18 protein-coding genes are annotated in these 16,442 nt (G+C 62.6%); 8 read left to right on the top strand and 10 right to left on the bottom strand.

From position 1 onward, the window contains the following. The 5 genes from BGN91_RS02020 to tsaA all read left to right on the top strand — a co-directional run. On the top strand, nt 1–363 hold a 363-nt coding region (locus BGN91_RS02020; protein WP_292610297.1), incomplete at its 5' end, for a PaaI family thioesterase. Between the two features lie 153 nt (nt 364–516). Further along, nucleotides 517–981, top strand: coding sequence for a 50S ribosomal protein L13 (rplM, locus tag BGN91_RS02015; protein WP_292610296.1), 465 nt, complete (start codon nt 517–519; stop codon nt 979–981). Between the two features lie 2 nt (nt 982–983). Beyond that, nucleotides 984–1,460, top strand: coding sequence for a 30S ribosomal protein S9 (gene rpsI / locus BGN91_RS02010; protein WP_292610295.1), 477 nt, complete (start codon nt 984–986; stop codon nt 1,458–1,460). 225 nt (nt 1,461–1,685) lie between these two features. After that, nucleotides 1,686–2,570, top strand: coding sequence for a lytic transglycosylase domain-containing protein (locus BGN91_RS02005; protein ID WP_366408184.1), 885 nt, complete (start codon nt 1,686–1,688; stop codon nt 2,568–2,570). Nucleotides 2,571–2,686: 116 nt separating this feature from the next. Next, nucleotides 2,687–3,178, top strand: a complete 492-nt coding sequence (gene tsaA / locus BGN91_RS02000; RefSeq protein WP_292610293.1) for a tRNA (N6-threonylcarbamoyladenosine(37)-N6)-methyltransferase TrmO — start codon at nt 2,687–2,689, stop codon at nt 3,176–3,178. A gap of 42 nt (nt 3,179–3,220) precedes the next feature. Here tsaA and BGN91_RS01995 read toward each other — a convergent pair whose 3' ends face one another. The 3 genes from BGN91_RS01995 to BGN91_RS01985 all read right to left on the bottom strand — a co-directional run bounded on the left by BGN91_RS01995 (nt 3,221) and on the right by BGN91_RS01985 (nt 5,828). Next, nucleotides 3,221–4,510 (bottom strand): GNAT family N-acetyltransferase, encoded by a 1,290-nt coding sequence (locus tag BGN91_RS01995; protein WP_292610292.1) that lies wholly within the window; start codon nt 4,508–4,510, stop codon nt 3,221–3,223. Between the two features lie 92 nt (nt 4,511–4,602). After that, the gene (locus BGN91_RS01990; RefSeq protein WP_292610291.1) at nt 4,603–5,355 is read right to left on the bottom strand and encodes a glycerophosphodiester phosphodiesterase family protein; all 753 of its coding nucleotides are present in this window, start codon (nt 5,353–5,355) and stop codon (nt 4,603–4,605) included. Nucleotides 5,356–5,360: 5 nt separating this feature from the next. Continuing rightward, nucleotides 5,361–5,828 carry a RidA family protein gene (locus BGN91_RS01985; protein ID WP_292610290.1) on the bottom strand — a complete coding sequence of 156 codons (468 nt, stop codon included), beginning with the start codon at nt 5,826–5,828 and terminating at the stop codon, nt 5,361–5,363. A 225-nt stretch (nt 5,829–6,053) separates the two neighbouring features. On the opposite strand from BGN91_RS01985, the gene BGN91_RS01980 reads away from it, so the two are divergent. Next, complete coding sequence (locus BGN91_RS01980) at nt 6,054–6,941, top strand: cell envelope integrity EipB family protein (protein ID WP_292610289.1); 888 nt, start codon at nt 6,054–6,056, stop codon at nt 6,939–6,941. Nucleotides 6,942–6,983: 42 nt separating this feature from the next. On the opposite strand, the gene BGN91_RS01975 is transcribed toward BGN91_RS01980, so the two are convergent. Then, nucleotides 6,984–8,273 carry a DNA polymerase IV gene (locus tag BGN91_RS01975; RefSeq protein WP_292610288.1) on the bottom strand — a complete coding sequence of 430 codons (1,290 nt, stop codon included), beginning with the start codon at nt 8,271–8,273 and terminating at the stop codon, nt 6,984–6,986. Beyond that, the gene (locus tag BGN91_RS01970) at nt 8,270–8,569 is read right to left on the bottom strand and encodes a DUF3572 domain-containing protein (protein WP_292610287.1); all 300 of its coding nucleotides are present in this window, start codon (nt 8,567–8,569) and stop codon (nt 8,270–8,272) included. Before BGN91_RS01970 ends, BGN91_RS01975 begins: the two co-directional genes overlap by 4 nt. A gap of 232 nt (nt 8,570–8,801) precedes the next feature. Here BGN91_RS01970 and BGN91_RS01965 point away from each other — a divergent pair, with 232 nt between their 5' ends. Together BGN91_RS01965 and BGN91_RS01960 are read left to right on the top strand one after the other, a co-directional pair. Next, entirely contained in the window at nt 8,802–9,167 is a 366-nt protein-coding gene (locus BGN91_RS01965) for a response regulator (RefSeq protein ID WP_011510904.1), read from the top strand. 10 nt (nt 9,168–9,177) lie between these two features. Continuing rightward, nucleotides 9,178–10,551, top strand: coding sequence for a PleD family two-component system response regulator (locus tag BGN91_RS01960; protein WP_292610286.1), 1,374 nt, complete (start codon nt 9,178–9,180; stop codon nt 10,549–10,551). 100 nt (nt 10,552–10,651) lie between these two features. On the opposite strand, the gene rpmG is transcribed toward BGN91_RS01960, so the two are convergent. From rpmG to BGN91_RS01935, 5 genes are all read right to left on the bottom strand, one after another. Then, nucleotides 10,652–10,819 carry a 50S ribosomal protein L33 gene (rpmG, locus tag BGN91_RS01955; protein ID WP_006611239.1) on the bottom strand — a complete coding sequence of 56 codons (168 nt, stop codon included), beginning with the start codon at nt 10,817–10,819 and terminating at the stop codon, nt 10,652–10,654. 193 nt (nt 10,820–11,012) lie between these two features. Continuing rightward, complete coding sequence (locus BGN91_RS01950; RefSeq protein WP_292610285.1) at nt 11,013–11,756, bottom strand: NUDIX hydrolase; 744 nt, start codon at nt 11,754–11,756, stop codon at nt 11,013–11,015. 40 nt (nt 11,757–11,796) lie between these two features. Further along, on the bottom strand, nt 11,797–12,240 hold the full coding sequence (locus BGN91_RS01945) for a DUF983 domain-containing protein (RefSeq protein ID WP_292610284.1): 444 nt from the start codon (nt 12,238–12,240) through the stop codon (nt 11,797–11,799). Further along, on the bottom strand, nt 12,237–14,588 hold the full coding sequence (gene rnr / locus BGN91_RS01940; protein ID WP_292610283.1) for a ribonuclease R: 2,352 nt from the start codon (nt 14,586–14,588) through the stop codon (nt 12,237–12,239). The genes BGN91_RS01945 and rnr overlap by 4 nt, the downstream gene beginning before the upstream one ends. Nucleotide 14,589: 1 nt before the next feature. Next, on the bottom strand, nt 14,590–16,442 hold a 1,853-nt coding region (locus tag BGN91_RS01935; protein ID WP_292610282.1), incomplete at its 5' end, for a DNA topoisomerase.

The following is a 16,442-nucleotide window of genomic DNA, read 5'->3' as shown; positions in this document are numbered from 1 at the left end:
TTCAGGGACAACGATATCGCAATCGAGAGCGCCGATGGCGAGACGTCGCTGCTGCGCCAGCGCTATAGCGAGCGCATGCTGCGCCCGGGCGGCACCGTCTCCGGGCCAACGCTGATGGCGCTGGCCGATTTCGCCATGTACGTGGTGCTTTTGTCGCGGATTGGCCCGGTCGGCCTCGCGGTGACCGCCAATCTCAACATCAATTTCCTGCGGCCGGGACGCCCCGGTCAGGATGTCCTTGCGGCGGCGCGACTTCTGAAGCTCGGCAAGCGGCTCGCGGTCGGCGAAGTGACGCTGCTATCCGGCACGTCGCCCGATCCGATCGCCCATGTTACCTCCACTTACTCCATTCCGAATGCTTGAAAATTTTTGAGGTAATATAAAACCATTTTTATAAGCTACTGATTATACGATAAAAATATCGATCGGACGGCGTTGACTGGAATTGATTGCTTCTCTAGAACGCCCTCGGTTCGGCGCGTGGACGCCGAGGGTCTCTTTTCACGGATTTCTCACATGAAAACGTTCTCGGCAAAGCCAGCCGAAGTGACGAAGAAGTGGGTGCTGATCGACGCCAGCGGCCTGGTGGTCGGACGGCTCGCCACCCTCGTTGCGATGCGGCTGCGCGGCAAGCATCTGCCGACCTACACGCCGCATGTCGATTGCGGCGACAATGTCATCATCATCAATGCCGCCAAGGTGGTTCTCACCGGCCGCAAGCGTGACGACAAAGTCTATTACAATCACACCGGCTATATCGGCGGCATCAAGGAACGCACCGCGAAGTCGATCCTTGAGGGTCGTTTCCCGGAGCGCGTCATCGAGAAGGCCGTGGAGCGCATGATTCCGCGCGGCCCGCTCGGACGCGTGCAGCTTGGCAATCTTCGTGTTTATGCCGGCGCGGAGCATCCTCATGAAGCGCAGCAGCCGGAAATCGTCGATATCGGCGCAATGAACCGCAAGAACAAGAGGGCCGCATAACGATGTCCGATACCATGCAGTCTCTCGACCAGTTGTCCGCGCTGAAGACCGCCGAGTCGGAAGCGCCGAAACATACCAAGAAGATCGACAAGCACGGCCGCGCCTACGCCACCGGCAAGCGCAAGGACGCGGTTGCCCGCGTCTGGATCAAGCCGGGCGCCGGCAAGATTCTGGTCAACGCCCGCGAGGTCGAGGTTTACTTTGCGCGTCCGGTGCTGCGAATGATGATCCAGCAGCCGCTGGTCGCTGCCGCGCGCGCCGGTCAGTACGACGTGGTGTGCACCGTCGCCGGCGGCGGTTTGTCGGGTCAGGCGGGGGCCGTTCGTCACGGCCTGTCCAAGGCGCTGACGAATTTCGAACCCGAATTGCGCGGCGTCCTCAAGAAGGGCGGCTTCCTGACCCGCGACTCCCGCGTGGTCGAGCGCAAGAAGTACGGCAAGGCGAAAGCCCGCCGCTCGTTCCAGTTCTCGAAGCGCTAAAGGCGCGTTTTCGACATTCGCTGCAGCGTTGCAGCGAATGTCGGTTCCCGGAACTCAAGATCCTCCGCGCCATCGGAGGGATATCAGGCTTCTCCGGAAGCCTGCTATGCTTGCGGGATGAATTTCGGTTCGTCGCCGTCACGGAAGAAGATCGGCGTGGTGTCATGCCGGCTTGCTTTCTTGCTGCCCCTTCTCCTGCGATGCGTATTCGTCTTGATACTGATGATGCCGCGCGTCGTCTTTGCGCAGGTCGGTTGGGAGACGGCACCTGATCCCGGACCTGCGGCCAAGACGGATCAGGACACGCGCGAAGCGATCTGCCTGATGGTCGAATCCGCGGCCAAGGCTGAAAACCTGCCGCTGGAATTCTTTGCCCGCGTGATCTGGCAAGAGAGCCGATTCCAGACCGATGCCGTTGGTCCGCTGACCCGCAGCGGCGAGCATGCGCAGGGCATCGCGCAGTTCATGCCGGGAACGGCGAGTGAGCGGCGGCTCCTCGACCCGTTCGACCCGGTGCAGGCGTTGCCGAAATCAGCCGAATATTTGAACGAACTGCGCGGACAATTCGGCAATCTGGGATTGGCGGCCGCAGCCTATAATGCCGGGCCGCGCCGCGTGCAGGACTGGCTCGACGGCAAGGGATCGATGCCGGCCGAGACGCGAAACTACGTCTTCGCGATCACGGGCTCGCCGATCGATGACTGGGCCGATGCCGGCAAGGGCGGCAAACCGCCGGATCGCGCACCGGCATCATCGAGTTGCCGCCAATTGATGGCGATGCTGAAGCGCGCGCCAAATCCTTTTGTTGCGGGGCTTGAAGAGCGCGTGAAACTCGGTGCGGACAAGCCTTGGGGCGTGCAGCTTGCGGCCGGCTTCAGCCGAGTCCGCGCCATGGCCATGTACGCACGAGCCATCAGGCGCCTCGGCTCCGTGATCGGCGATCGCGATCCAAGTCTGCTAGGCTCGGTATTGCGCAGCCGCGGCACAAGAACGTTTTATCAGGTGCGGGTCGGGGCTGATACGCGCGGGGAAGCCGACGGGCTCTGCAACCGGATCAGACGCGCGGGCGGCGCCTGTCTCGTGCTGCGAAACATGCGCATGAGAGGTTGAGTTCGGCATTTGATGGCGAAGTGCCGACAGATGCCGGACGCTCGACGAGATTTGGTTATGTTTTATGATAAATAACGGGTCCGTATCGCGATATGGGACTCGAGGAGATCACGGCCATGGTGCGTGAATATGAGGTGCGAGAGGGCGAGGTTGTCGTCGAACTGCCGCCGCCAACCGATGCCGGGTTGGTATTCATCGGCAGAATTCGCACGCCCTGGACGTCCCGCCTGAAAACCCCGCGTCAGGGGCGCGAAGACGGGCCGGTTTGCCGGCTTGAGATTTTCGATCTCTGGAAGCCTGCATTGCAGGGGCTCGAACGGTATTCGAGCATCGAGGTCATTTATTGGCTGCACCTGTCGCGTCGCGACATCGTGCTGCAGACGCCAAAGAGCAGCGGCGCGACGCACGGCACGTTTTCGCTGCGATCACCGGTGCGGCCCAATCCGCTGGGGACCTCGCTGGTCAAGCTGGTCGGCATCGAGGGATCGACCGTTCTGGTGCGCGGACTGGATTGCATTGACGAGACGCCGCTGATCGACATCAAGCCGAACCGTTGCCAGTTCACGCCGATTGCGCCGCCGCAGGACGGTGATTTCGAAACCGGGTGACGACAGACATATTCCCCGGAAGACGCGGGAAAATGCAAAGCCTCAATCCTCACCATTGCCCGCCTTGCGAAACGGCCCGGCCTCGGTCAGTTCGCGGCCAGCTTCCGCGACATATTGCCGTTCGCGCTTGAGATAATCGCTCACCGCGCGGCGCAGGGCAGGGTCGGCGATATAATGCGCGGAGTAGGTGGTTTGCGGCAGATATCCGCGCGCGATCTTGTGCTCACCCTGCGCGCCCGCCTCCACCCGTTTCAGGCGATGGCGGATCGCGAAATCGATCGCCTGATAATAGCAGACCTCGAAATGCAGGAAGGGATGATGTTCGATCGCGCCCCAGTGCCGCCCGAACAGCGTGTCCGAACCGATGAAGTTGATGGCGCCGGCAATCCAGCGGCCATCGCGCCGGGCCATGATCAACGCGATGTCCCGGCTCATGCTCTCGCCGATCATGGAATAGAAGGGTCGGGTCAGGTAAGGCCGACCCCACTTGCGCGATCCGGTCTCCATGTAGAACCGGAAGAAGGCGTCCCAGGCTTCCTCCGTGAGATCGTTGCCAGTGAGGACGTGGATGGTGATGCCGTTGGCGAGCGCATCGCGCCGTTCGCGGCGGATCGCCTTGCGGTGGCGCGAATTGAGGCTGGCGAGAAAGTCCTCGAAGCTCGAATAGCCTTCGTTGCGCCAGTGAAACTGCTGGTCAGTGCGCTGGAGGAATCCGTTTCCGGCGAGAAACGCCCATTCCTCCTCGCAAGCGAAGGTGACGTGAACCGACGAGGCCTGCGTCGCATCGCAGAGTCCGACGAGGCCGCCGGCCAGCGCGGCGGGGACGCGCGTCTCGTCGCAGCCGGCGCGAACCAGAAGCCGCGGGCCGGTGGCCGGAGTAAACGGAACAGAGGCCAGGAGCTTGGGGTAGTAGCGCCCGCCGGCCCTTTCATAGGCGTCCGCCCAGCCGTGATCGAAGACATACTCACCCTGCGAATGGGACTTCAGATAGCAGGGCACAATGCCGACGACTGCTCCGTCGCGCCGTGCGATCAGGTGGCGTGGCTTCCATCCGGTGCGCGCGCAAGCCGAATTCGATGCTTCAAGTGCCATGAAAAATGCATGCGAGACAAAAGGGTTGTATGTTTCGCTTGAGCTGGAAATTGAATGTCGGGCCGATGACAAGATCGCGGCCTTGCCGGTTGACGGCGATCGACGTTGCTCGCTTGCGGGGTTGGCGCAGGCGTCCCAGTCCGCAGCCGGAACCTGGCCGACCGAGTCGATGGCTTCGAGCGATATGTCGGATGACGTTATCAAGGAGTTGAACCGGTCCCGGCTTTGCAAGTCAGTCATTGCACATGGAGACATCCGCTGTGTGGCGGTTCATTCGAACCCAACCGCGGCAGAGATTGGGCATGGCGCCGGGGCCGTCAAGGTGGCGAGGGTCAAACGTCCGGATGGAACCTCTCGAAAATCATCTGGTCGGCATATCTGTCGGCGCGGGTGCGCTGTTCGGCGGTTCGCACGGTCCATGTCAGCAGCGGGCATCCAAAAATATTTCTTGCAATCCATGGCGCTATGTCCGGAAGTTCGTCCACCCAGTAAGCGACAAAATGTGGCCGGGTGCGAAAGGCGTGACGCAGATAGGTCATGCCCGCGCGCTGATCAGGCGTCGTATCGGGCCATTCAGCCGCGGTATAGGTCCGCTGGGCCACGATGCCGCGAGGACGCGCCGGGATCAGTTCGCGCAGAGCCAGCACCTGATCCGGGTCGAACGACATGCCCGCAGCGGGTCCCTCATAGGATGACAGCACCTCGGCCATCCGCCGCACCAGCCTGCGGTCTCCATCGAAATGGCTTTTGACCTCGATCACCAGCGGCACGCGGCCGGCGACCAGGTCGCAGAGATCCGAAAGCGACATCATTCTCTCGGATGTGTTCTTGAAGGCAACCTGCCTCAGTTCGGCGGCAGTTTTGGTTCGCAGGGCTCCTGAACCTTCGGTGAGGCGACCGAGCCCATCGTCATGATGAACCATCGCCTCGCCGTCGGCGGTCAACTGGATGTCGAGTTCGATGCTGAAGTTTCCGGCCATCGCCGCACGGGCCGCCGCCGGCATGTTCTCGACGATGCCGCGGGCGTCATCATGCAGGCCGCGGTGGGCGACCGGGCGAGCCGTCAGCCAGGCGGGCGCGCGCATCGGCGTCAGGCGACTTCGAACAGACCTTCCACTTCGACCGCCGCATCGGCGGGAAGGGATGCAACGCCGACGGTCGAACGGGAATGGCGGCCCTTGTCGCCGAACGCCTCAACCATCAGGTCGGACGCGCCGTTCATCACCTTGGGTCCGTCGAGGAAATCGGGAGCGGAGTTGATAAAGCCGCCCAGCCTGACGACGCGAACCACCTTGTCGAGGTCGCCGAGCGCGGCCTTGACCTGCGTCAGCAGGTTGAGGGCGCAGCCGCGCGCCGCGGCGCTGCCCTGTTCGATGGTGACGCCGGCGCCGAGCTTGCCCTTGGCGATCAGCTCGCCCTCAGGATTGAAGCAGAGTTGTCCGGATACGAACAAAAGATTGCCGGTGCGGACGAAGCCGACGTAATTCGCCACGGGCGACGCTGGCTCATGCAACGTGATGCCTAGCGTCGCCAGCTTCTGCTCGATCGTTCCTGCCATGTCGCTCCCCGGTGATTTCCTGAAAATTCCTGCTCAGAAACCCTATCTCGCGCATCGTCATGCCACATGCAAGCGATGGTCGGCGAGGCCGTTTTTGCGAAATACCGGCCACGGTTTGATCGACGGTCAAGCCGGCCATCAAATCGCAGTGTACTGCCGCGCTGCCCTAGTTGCGACGCAATAGGGCAGCGATAATGCGGGGATTCGGCCACATCGAGAGGTGATATGCGCGACCATTTCGATTGCTTGACCTTGCGATTCCGGTTCGGGTTTTGGACGTTGGTCGCGGCAGCGGCATGTTCGCCGCCACTCGGAAGCACAGCCCACGCCGCAGCCGGCGCCTCGTTTCTTCCCCATCAGGCACTGTACGATCTGAGCCTTCTGAAGTCGCGCGGTGGCACGTCGCTGGACAGTGCGCGCGGGCGAATCCTGTACAAGTTCTCCGGAGATGCCTGCGAGGGGTACACGTCCGATTTCAGGCAGGTGTCGGAAATGGACGGCGGGGAAGGGCGGAGCACGCTCAGCGATCTGCAATCCACGAGCTGGGAGGATGCGGCGGGCAAAAGCTACCGGTTCAAGATCGTGACCCGCATGAACGACAGCGATCAGAGCGAGGTTGACGGCCTCGCCGAACGGACCGGCGACAAGATTACCGTGAAGCTGACCCAGCCAGTCGCCAAGACGTTCACCGTCGACGGCAAGGTGGTGTTTCCGACCGAACAGATCCAGCGCATCATTGCGGCCGCGAAAGAAGGCAAATCGCTGCTTGAGTTGACCGTGTATGACGGGTCCGACAACGGCCAGAAGGTCTACAACACGCTGTCGGTCATCGGCAAACCGATTCGCGGCGATACACCCGGATCGACGCCCGATCCGTCCACCACCAACAATCAGATGAAGAAGCTGACCCGTTGGCCCGTTACCGTCAGCTACTACGATCGCGACGCCAAAACCAACAGCGGCGAACAAACGCCGGTCTATGCGATGTCGTTTGAATTGTTCGAGGACGGCGTGTCGCGGGCGCTGGTGCTCGACTACAATGACTTCGTGATTTCCGGGACCTTGGGCAAATTCGACGTCAGCGACGTCAAGAAAGCCAAGCCCTGCAAGTAACGTCGGCGGAAAAAGTAAGCCAAGCCAACGATCTGCCTGCTTTTATTGACGCGATTTCTCGGGGCCGTCATAGGCTATGCCCCGGATGACGGCGGCGCTTCCGTACTTTCTGCGCAGATCGTCCATCGCTCGCTCGGCATGAGCCGAACGGCGATCCAGCATATCGGCGTCGTCGGTCTGCGATCCGGGTCGCAGCGCGCTGACACCCGTTCCCATCAGGCGGAAGGCGGTGCCGTCGATTTCCTTCGCCAGCATTTCGCGGCAGGTTGCGAATATCTTCGACGCGAGTTGGGTCGGGATGGAGAGCGATCGCGACCGTGTCCGCTGGCGGAAGTCGGCGGTCTTGAGCTTCAGCGTGATCGTCGATCCCGCCAGTCCGCTTGTCTTGAGCCGCGACGATACTTTCTCCGACAGCCGCCAGAGGATTCGCTCGAGCGTGGCGAAATCGCGGATATCGGTTTCGAACGTCGTCTCGCTGGAGATGGTCTTGGCGCCGCGGTCCGCGATCACTCGCCGGTCGTCGATGCCGCGCGCCAGCCGCCACAATCGGCGGCCTTCGGTCGGAAGTTGCTTCATCATGTCGATCTCATCGGCACGCTGCAGATCGCCGATGGTTCGAAAGCCGCGCTGCGACAGTCGTTCTTGGGTGGCTGGGCCGACGCCGAAAATGAATCCGACCGGCTTGTCCGCGAGCATGACGCGCGCCTCGTTCTGGTCCAGCACGGCGAATCCGCGCGGTTTGTCGAGATCCGAGGCGATCTTGGCGAGAAACTTGTTGCTGGACAGTCCGATCGACACCGTGATGCCGATGTTGCGCTCGACGTCGCCCGCGAACATTGCGAGCACCTTGGCCGGAATCATGCCGTGGACCCGCCGGGTGCCGCCGAGATCGAGGAAGGCCTCGTCGATCGACAGCGGTTCCACCAGCGGCGTCAGTGCCTGCATGGCGTGACGCACTTCGCGGCCGATCCGGACATATTTCGCCATGTCCGGCGGAATGACGGCGGCCGAGGGACAGAGCGCGAGCGCCTTGAACATCGGCATGGCGGACCGCACGCCATACGTCCGGGCGATGTAGCAGGCGGTCAAGACCACGCCGCGCTTGCCACCGCCGACGATGACGGGCTTGTCCGCCAGCGCCGGATTGTCGTGTTTTTCGACCGTGGCGTAGAATGCGTCGCAGTCGATATGGGCGAGCGCCAGGGCCGGCAGCTGACGGTGGCGCACGAGCCGGGGAGAGCCGCATGCGCTGCAGCGGATCGCCGAAAAGTCGAGATCGCCGAAACAATCCCGGCAGAAACACAATGGACCGTCCGGCGGGTTCTCGGTCACGGAGTCTCCCGCTCCGGCGGAGAATCGCCGAGCGCCATCCGGGCGGCGGCGATGGTGGTCGGATGATGCCCGGAGGATTCCGAAAAAGCGCCGACGGTGGCGTCATCGCGCAGCACGAAATCGAGTACGCCGGTAAGAAAGTGAGGATCGGAGGCGGAGGCGCGCAGGGTCTCCGGGCCGATGCCGGTTTCCGCCAGGAACCGGCCAAGTTTTTCACCGTCGCTTGCGATAAAAGATAGCGCTTGAATCGCCACGATTTCAGCTACTTCGCGCGGATTATGTACACGCTTTGTCATCGCGGCCGTTTGCCTTTCCGTAATATATCGCTTCTACTTTGGGACCATCATGCCCGAGTCCGGGAAACGTGTTCAAGCAAGTGCTAATCCGCTCGCAAAAAGACGGGTACTCGCCTTAACGGCTTTGGAGCGAATTCTAGTGCAAATCTAAATCCAGTTTGCGGACAAGTTTTGCGATGCTTGTGCATGTTTCGCTCACCAAGATGGGTGAGGGTATCGACTGGAGGTCAGGGTGGCCAAGACGGTCCTGATCGTGGAAGACAACGAGCTCAACATGAAGCTCTTCCGCGATCTGTTGGAAGCTCACGGTTACCAGACGTCTGGGACCAGCAACGGCTTCGAGGCGCTCGATCTGGTCCGCAAGCTTCGCCCCGACCTCGTTCTCATGGATATTCAGCTCCCGCAGGTCTCCGGCCTCGATGTTACGCGCTGGATCAAGGACGATCCCGAACTGCGTGCGATTCCCGTAGTTGCGGTGACGGCATTTGCGATGAAGGGCGACGAAGAGCGCATCCGCGAGGGTGGTTGCGAAGCTTATCTGTCCAAGCCGATTTCGGTCGGCAAGTTCATCGAGACCGTCCGACGGTTTGTGGGTTGAGGAGACAGCGGTGTCCGCGCGTGTTTTGGTCGTCGACGATATTCCTGCCAACGTCAAGCTGCTGGAAGCTCGGTTGTCGGCGGAGTACTTCGACGTCGTGACCGCGTCCAACGGCGCGCAGGCGCTCGAAATCTGCGCGCGCGCCAAGTGCGATATCGTCCTGCTCGACGTGATGATGCCGGACATGGACGGCTTTGAGGTTTGCCGCCGCCTGAAGGCCAACCCTGCGACTCATTTCGTTCCCGTGGTGATGATCACGGCGCTGGACAGCCCGTCCGATCGCGTGCGTGGGCTCGAGGCCGGCGCCGACGACTTCCTGACCAAGCCGGTGTCGGACGTGGTGCTGACCGCGCGGGTCCGCTCGTTGACCCGCCTGAAAATGATGACCGATGAACTGCGCTTGCGCGCCGTCACCTCGCTTGAAATCGGCATGCAGGCGCCGGAGCGCGACGCGGTTGCCGACGCCGGGAAGGGCGGTCGCATCCTTCTGGTGGACGACCGCGCCTCGTCGTATGAGAGGCTGGCGGCATTGCTGAGCGCCGAACACACCGTCGATGTCGAAACCGATCCGTCAGAGGCGCTGTTTCACGCCGCCGAAAACAATTACGATCTTCTCATCGTGTCGCTCGGGCTGGAGAATTTCGACGGCTTGCGGTTGTGCAGCCAGGCACGCTCGCTGGAGCGCACGCGGCACGTTCCGATCCTTGCCATTGCCGACGCCAACAGCAATGCGCGATTGCTCCGTGGTCTCGAGATCGGAGTCAACGATTACCTGCTGCGGCCGGTCGATAAAAACGAGTTGCTCGCCCGCGCTCGCACGCAGATCCGCCGCCGCCGTTATACCGATCGCCTGCGCGACAATGTGCAGAACTCGATCGAAATGGCGGTAACCGACGGGCTGACCGGCCTGCACAACCGCCGTTACATGGAAAGCCATCTGGTCACGCTGGCCGAGCAGGCCTCGACGCGCGGCAAGCCGCTGGCGCTGATGATGCTCGACATCGACTTCTTCAAGTCGATCAACGACAGCTATGGCCACGACGCCGGCGACGATGTTCTGCGCGAATTCGCGGTGCGGGTGCGCAAATCCATCCGCGGAATCGATCTCGCCTGCCGCTATGGCGGCGAAGAGTTCGTGATCGTGATGCCGGAAACCGACCTGCATGTCGCGGGCATCGTGGCCGAGCGGCTGCGACGCTCGATCGCCGGCGAACCGTTCGCCGTTCACAACGGCGCGAAGCGCATCGAGGTGACCATCTCGATCGGTCTGTCGATCCTGGAGCGAAAAGGGGAACCGGTCGCCGACGTTCTCAAGCGCGCCGACGTTGCGCTCTACCGCGCCAAACATGACGGCCGAAACCGCGTTGTCGCGGAGGCGGCGTGACGCCGCCGCAGGGTCTCGCAAAATAAAAGGTTCTCGCAAAATAAAACGGGACCCAAGGCCCCGTTTGATTCACCACCGATGAGGCGCCGTTACTTGACGTTCACTTGATCTTGGCCTCGCGGAATTCGACGTGCTTGCGCGCCACCGGATCGTACTTCTTCTTGACCATCTTGTCGGTCATGGTGCGCGAGTTCTTCTTGGCGACGTAGTAGAAGCCGGTGTCGGCGCTGGAAACCAGCTTGACCTTGATGGTGACCGCCTTGGCCATGTGTAACCCTTCGATGTCAGAAATTCGAAAAAAGCCGGCCGAGCGTCAGGCCCGCGTTGGCCGGCAAACTAGCCGCGAAACGCCCAAAGTCAAGGATTTCGAGGCAGTTGAGGGCTTGAAATCGGTTTGTTTCCCGCAAAAAGCCGGGTTTCCGGGCTGGCGGTGTCGTTTGCCCCGGCTGGATGAGAGATGATCAAGCCGTGCCCGGCAAAATATCCCGTTGCATCCTGCCGCCGCAGAAATGGAAGAACGGCACGTCGGCATCGTGACGCAGCGGACCGGCGGCAAGCCGTCTTTCGAGTTCGCCGAGCACGCTTCGGGTCATGGCATGAAGGCCGGCGAGAGGTTTTGCATCCATCTCGACCCAGACAAGTTCGACCAGTTCGGCGTCGGCGTGGACCACGCCCTCGACGCGATGGGCGATGGCGGACGCATCCGCGCTGAAGAAGCGGGTATCGAAACGCCGCACGCAACCGGGCGGGGTGATGGCGCGCGCGATCAGGTAGAGGCTTGAGGGATCCGGCAGCAATCCGGCGTCGCCGAAGTGTTGCCACGCTCCGGTCAGCTTTGCGGCCACGGCCCCCTCGGTTTTGCGTCCGAGGCAAAGTCCGGTTTCCTCGCAGGCCTCGCGGATCGCGGCGAGCGCAAGCGAGCGGGCGCGCGACGAGTGGGTCTTCGGGCTGCCCTTGAGCAGGTTGGTTTCGAGTTCTTTCGGGATCGGCGCAGCGATCGGCACCCTGTTGTCCGTTTTTTCGACGCTGCCGCCGGGAAAGACGAACATGCCCGGCATGAAGACCACGTTATCGTGGCGCTTGCCGAGCAGCACCTTCGGCCTGGCCGTGCTCCGGTCGATCAGGATCAGCGTGGCGGCGTCCTTCGGCCGGCGATAGGGATGGCGGCCGGCCTGCCGCGCAGGTTGCTCGGCGGTCTCACGCATGTCGGTGCGGACGACTCGATGATCCGGCCAAGCCGCCGAATCAGAGGTGGTCGTCGACGAAATTCTCGTCAAAACCGTGCATGCGGAGGGCCCACTGAAGGCCGACAACCCCGCCCTTGATCGGCTGAATCAGCCATAGCGCCATGAGCAGCGTCATCGGCAAATAGATCGCCCATTGCAGCATGAGCGGCGGGGCGAACTCCTTCTCGATCATCAGGGCGAGCGGCACCACGATGTGGCCGACGACGACGATGACGAGGTAGGCTGGAAGGTCATCGGCGCGATGCGGAGTAAAATCGAGCCCACATTCGGAACAATTGTCAGCGGTTTTCAGAAAGGCGCGAAAGAGCTTGCCTTCGCCGCATCTTGGGCAGCGGCAGAAAAGGCCGCGCCTCACCGCGGCCCAGGCATTGCGCTTCTCGCCCATCGCAGATTCAGGAGTCCAGACTTTGGTGGTCGCAGTATCGGGCTGAGGCGCAGTCATGATTTGCCCTTCTTCGGTTTGCCGGTCTTGCTCTTGCCCGGCTTGCGCGATGTCTTGCGCGGTTTGCGGCTCGGATGAGCCTTCGAATGGATTTTGGGATGTCGCGCGCTTTGCGAGCCGCGCGTCCCCTTCCTGTTTCGTCCCTCGCGCTGGCGAGGATCGCGTGACCCGGAATCTCCTCCGGACAGGAGTTCGAAACGTAGAGCACCTGCCAAGGGGACAGCTTCTACCAGACGAACCTCCACCACGTCACCCAGCTTGTGCATGGAACCGCTACGCGAGCCGACCAGCGCATGGCGGCTCTCGTCGTAGTTGAAATATTCCGTGCCCAGCGTCCTGATCGGGATCAGCCCGTCTGCGCCGGTGTCGGTCAGTTTCACGAACAGCCCCGCGCGCGTTACGCCCGAAATCCGGCCCTCGAAGATATTTCCGATGCGGTCGGCGAGGAAATGAGCGATCAGGCGGTCGGATGTCTCGCGTTCCGCCTTCATGGCGCGGCGCTCGGTGACCGAAATCTGTGCGGCGACCTCGGCCAGCGTCTCGGCGGTTTCGGTCGCTGGCAACGCGCCGTCGCCGAGGCCGAGCGCCAGGATCAGGGCGCGGTGCACGATCAGGTCGGCATATCGCCTGATCGGAGAGGTGAAATGTGCGTAGCGGCGCAGGTTGAGGCCGAAGTGGCCATAGTTCTCGGCAGAATATTCGGCCTGCGCCTGCGACCGAAGCACGACCTCGTTCACCAGCGACTCGGAGTCGTGGCCTTTGACGTGATCGAGCACGCGATTGAACAGCTCGGGTCTCAGCGCGCCGCTCTTGGCGAAGGATATATCCAGCGTTCTCAGGAATTCGCGGAGGTTGTGAACTTTCTCCACTGTCGGCTCGTCATGGACGCGATAGATCAGCGGCAGATCTTTCTTCTCCAGCGTCTCGGCGGCGGCGACGTTGGCAAGGATCATGAATTCCTCGATCAGCCGATGTGCGTCGAGCCGCTCCGGCACGATGACGCGGTCAACCGTTCCGTCTTGCTTCAGCAGAATCTTGCGCTCGGGCAATTCGAGATCGAGGGGATCGCGCTCGTCGCGCGCGCGCTTCACCAGAGCGTAAGCCGCATAGAGCGGTTTCAGGATCGGCGCGAGCAGGGGGCCGGTGACATCGTCGGGGTTGCCGTCGATCGCGGCCTGCGCCTGCGCATAGTTCAGTTTCGCCGCAGAGCGCATCAGGATGCGGTGAAACGTATGCGAGCGCTTGCGGCCGTCGGGACCTATCACCAGCCGCACGGCGAGAGCCCCGCGCGCTTGCCCCGGCACCAGCGAGCAAAGATCGTTGGAGATGCGCTCCGGCAGCATCGGCACCACGCGATCGGGAAAATAGACCGAATTGCCGCGCTTCAACGCGTCATGATCCAGCGCCGATTCAGGCCGCACATAATAGGCAACGTCGGCGATGGCGACCGTAATGACAGCGCCGCCCTTGTTGCTCGGGTCGTCGTCGGGTGCAGCGTGAACCGCATCGTCGTGATCCTTGGCATCGGGCGGATCGATGGTCACGAGCGGCAGGGCGCGCCAGTCGTCGCGGCCCTGAAGGGTCGCGGGCTTCGCAGCCTCTGCTTCGCGCAAGGCGGCCGGCGCAAAGACTTGCGGAATGTCATGCGCGTGGATCGCGATCAGGCTGACAGCCTTTTCGGTCGCGAGCGAGCCAAGCCGCTCCTTCACCTTGCCGGACGCCAGACCGAAGCCGCGGGTGCGTACGAGCTCGACGCTGACCAGATCGCCGTCTTCCGCATCGGCGCTGTCGGCCTTCGCGATGTTCAATTCTCGTCCGGCCTGCTTCTTGTCGACCGGGACGAGGCGGCCGCCGCCCTGAGGCAGGACGCGGTAGATGCCCAGGATGCGCGAGCGGGTATGCTCGATTACCTTGATGACGCGGGCGCGATAACCTGCGGAATCATCGGGCTCTGTCGCCTCAATGCGAAGCAGCGCGCGGTCGCCGACGCCGGCCGCGGTGCCGGGCTTTGCCCGGCGCGGGACGTGAATGCGGATTTTCGGCGGAGTGCCTGCTTCCTCGTCCCACTCGGTCGGCGTCGCGAGCAGCTCGCCGTCGCTGTCGCGTCCGGTGATATCGGCCATCAGCGTCGGCGGCAGCGTTTCCGCCTGATGCAGCTTGCGGCCTCGCTTGACGATCGTGCCGTCTTCCGCGAGATCGCGCAGGATTTTCTTCAGCGTGACGCGATCCGCGTTCTTCAGCCCGAACTCGCGGGCGATTTCACGCGTGCCGGATTGTCCGGGATGTGCACGGATGAAGGCGACGATGGTCTCGCGATCCGGGAAACGCCTGTCGCGCGGTTTACTCACGTTAGCCGTTGCCGGCACTCTTCTTTACAGGCGGCTTTGCGGTTTTGGCGGGCGGCTTGGCCGTCGCGACAGGACCGCGCGCCTTGCTTGCCGCGTCGGACTTGGCGGAGGCTGGTTTCGCGGCCGCTTTCTTGGCTGCCTTTTTGGCCGGCTTCGTCGTCGCCGCATCCGCCTCGGCGGTCTTTTCAGTTTTGTCGGACTTGGCCTTCTTCGCAGTGCGTTTGGTCTTGCCGCCGCCTTTGGCTGCGCGTTCGTCGATCAGCGCGATGGCTTCTGGCAAGGTGATGGTATCCGGCGTCTTGTCGCTCGGAATGGTGGCGTTGACGCCGCCCGCGGTGACGTAGGCGCCGTATCGTCCGTTCTTGACCGCCACGGCGCCAAGCGTCGGATGGTCTCCGAGCGGCTTGCCGGGATCGGCGCCAAAGCGCCGGCTCGGCCCTTTCGCGATTTTTTCCGCGATCAGCGTCACCGCGCGGTTGAGGCCGATGTCGAACACCTCGTCACCGGCTTCAAGACTCGCGTAGGTTTTCTCATGCCGGACGAACGGGCCGAAGCGGCCGATGCCGGCGGTGATCGGCTCGCCGGTCTCCGGATGCTTGCCAATCTCGCGCGGCAGCGAGAGGAGTTTCACGGCGAGATCCAGCTCCATGTCGGCGGGCGAGGTATTCTTCGGAATGCCTGCGCGCTTCGGCTTTTCGCCTTCGGCGTAATCGTTGGGCTCGCCGAGCTGGATGTAGGGTCCGAAGCGGCCCGACTTCACCGTGACATCGAGGCCGCTCTCCGGATCCTTGCCAAGAACGCGGTCGCCGCCTGCATCGCCATCGGCGGCGAGGGGACGGGTGTAGCGGCACTCGGGGTAGTTGGAGCAGCCGACGAACGCGCCGAACTTGCCTGCCTTGAGGTTCAGCTTTCCGGTGCCGCAGGTCGGGCACTGGCGCGGATCGCCGCCGTCCTCGCGCGGCGCATAGATGTGCGGCCCGAGCATATTGTCGAGCACGTCGAGCACTTCGGAAACGCGAACATCCTTGATGTCATTGACCACGCCGATGAAGTCGTTCCAGAAATCCTTCAGGACCTGCTGCCACGACACTTCGTTGTTCGAGATGCGATCGAGCTGCTCCTCGAGATTGGCGGTGAAGTCGTATTCGACATAGCGCGCGAAGAAGTTTTCCAGAAACGCGACGACGACGCGACCCTTGTCTTCGCCGTAGAGCCGCTTCTTTTCCAGTTTGACGTAACCGCGATCCTTGAGCACCTGCAGGATCGAGGCGTAGGTGGAGGGTCGGCCGATGCCGAGTTCCTCCATGCGCTTGACCAGCGACGCTTCCGAGAAGCGCGGCGGCGGCTCGGTGAAATGCTGGGTGACGCTGAGGTTCTCGCGCTTCAACGCTTCGCCTTCGCTCATGGCGGGAAGGCGACGGCTGTCGTCGTCTTCCTCATCGTCGCGGCCTTCCTGGTATAGCGCCAGGAAGCCGTCGAACTTGATGACCTGACCGCTGGCGCGCAGCTCTAGCATGCGCGCGCCGGCCTTCGCCGCGATGTCGACGGTGGTGCGTTCCAGCTCCGCCGATTCCATCTGGCTCGCGATGGTGCGGGTCCAGATCAGCTCATAGAGCCTCGCCTGATCGGAATCGAGACGCCGCTTCATGTCCGCGGGACGGCGCGACAGATCGGTCGGGCGGATCGCCTCATGGGCTTCCTGCGCGTTCTTGGCCTTGGTCTGATACTGGCGCGGAGCGTCCGGCACGTAGGCATTGCCGTAATCCTCGCCGATCACCTTGCGCGCCTGCGTGATTGCCGACGGATCGATCTGCACGCCGTCGGTTCGCATGTAAGTAATGAGGCCGGTGGTCT

Source organism: Nitrobacter sp. 62-13, assembly GCF_001896955.1.
GTDB lineage: Bacteria > Pseudomonadota > Alphaproteobacteria > Rhizobiales > Xanthobacteraceae > Nitrobacter.
This window is presented reverse-complemented; position numbering and strand designations above follow the sequence as displayed.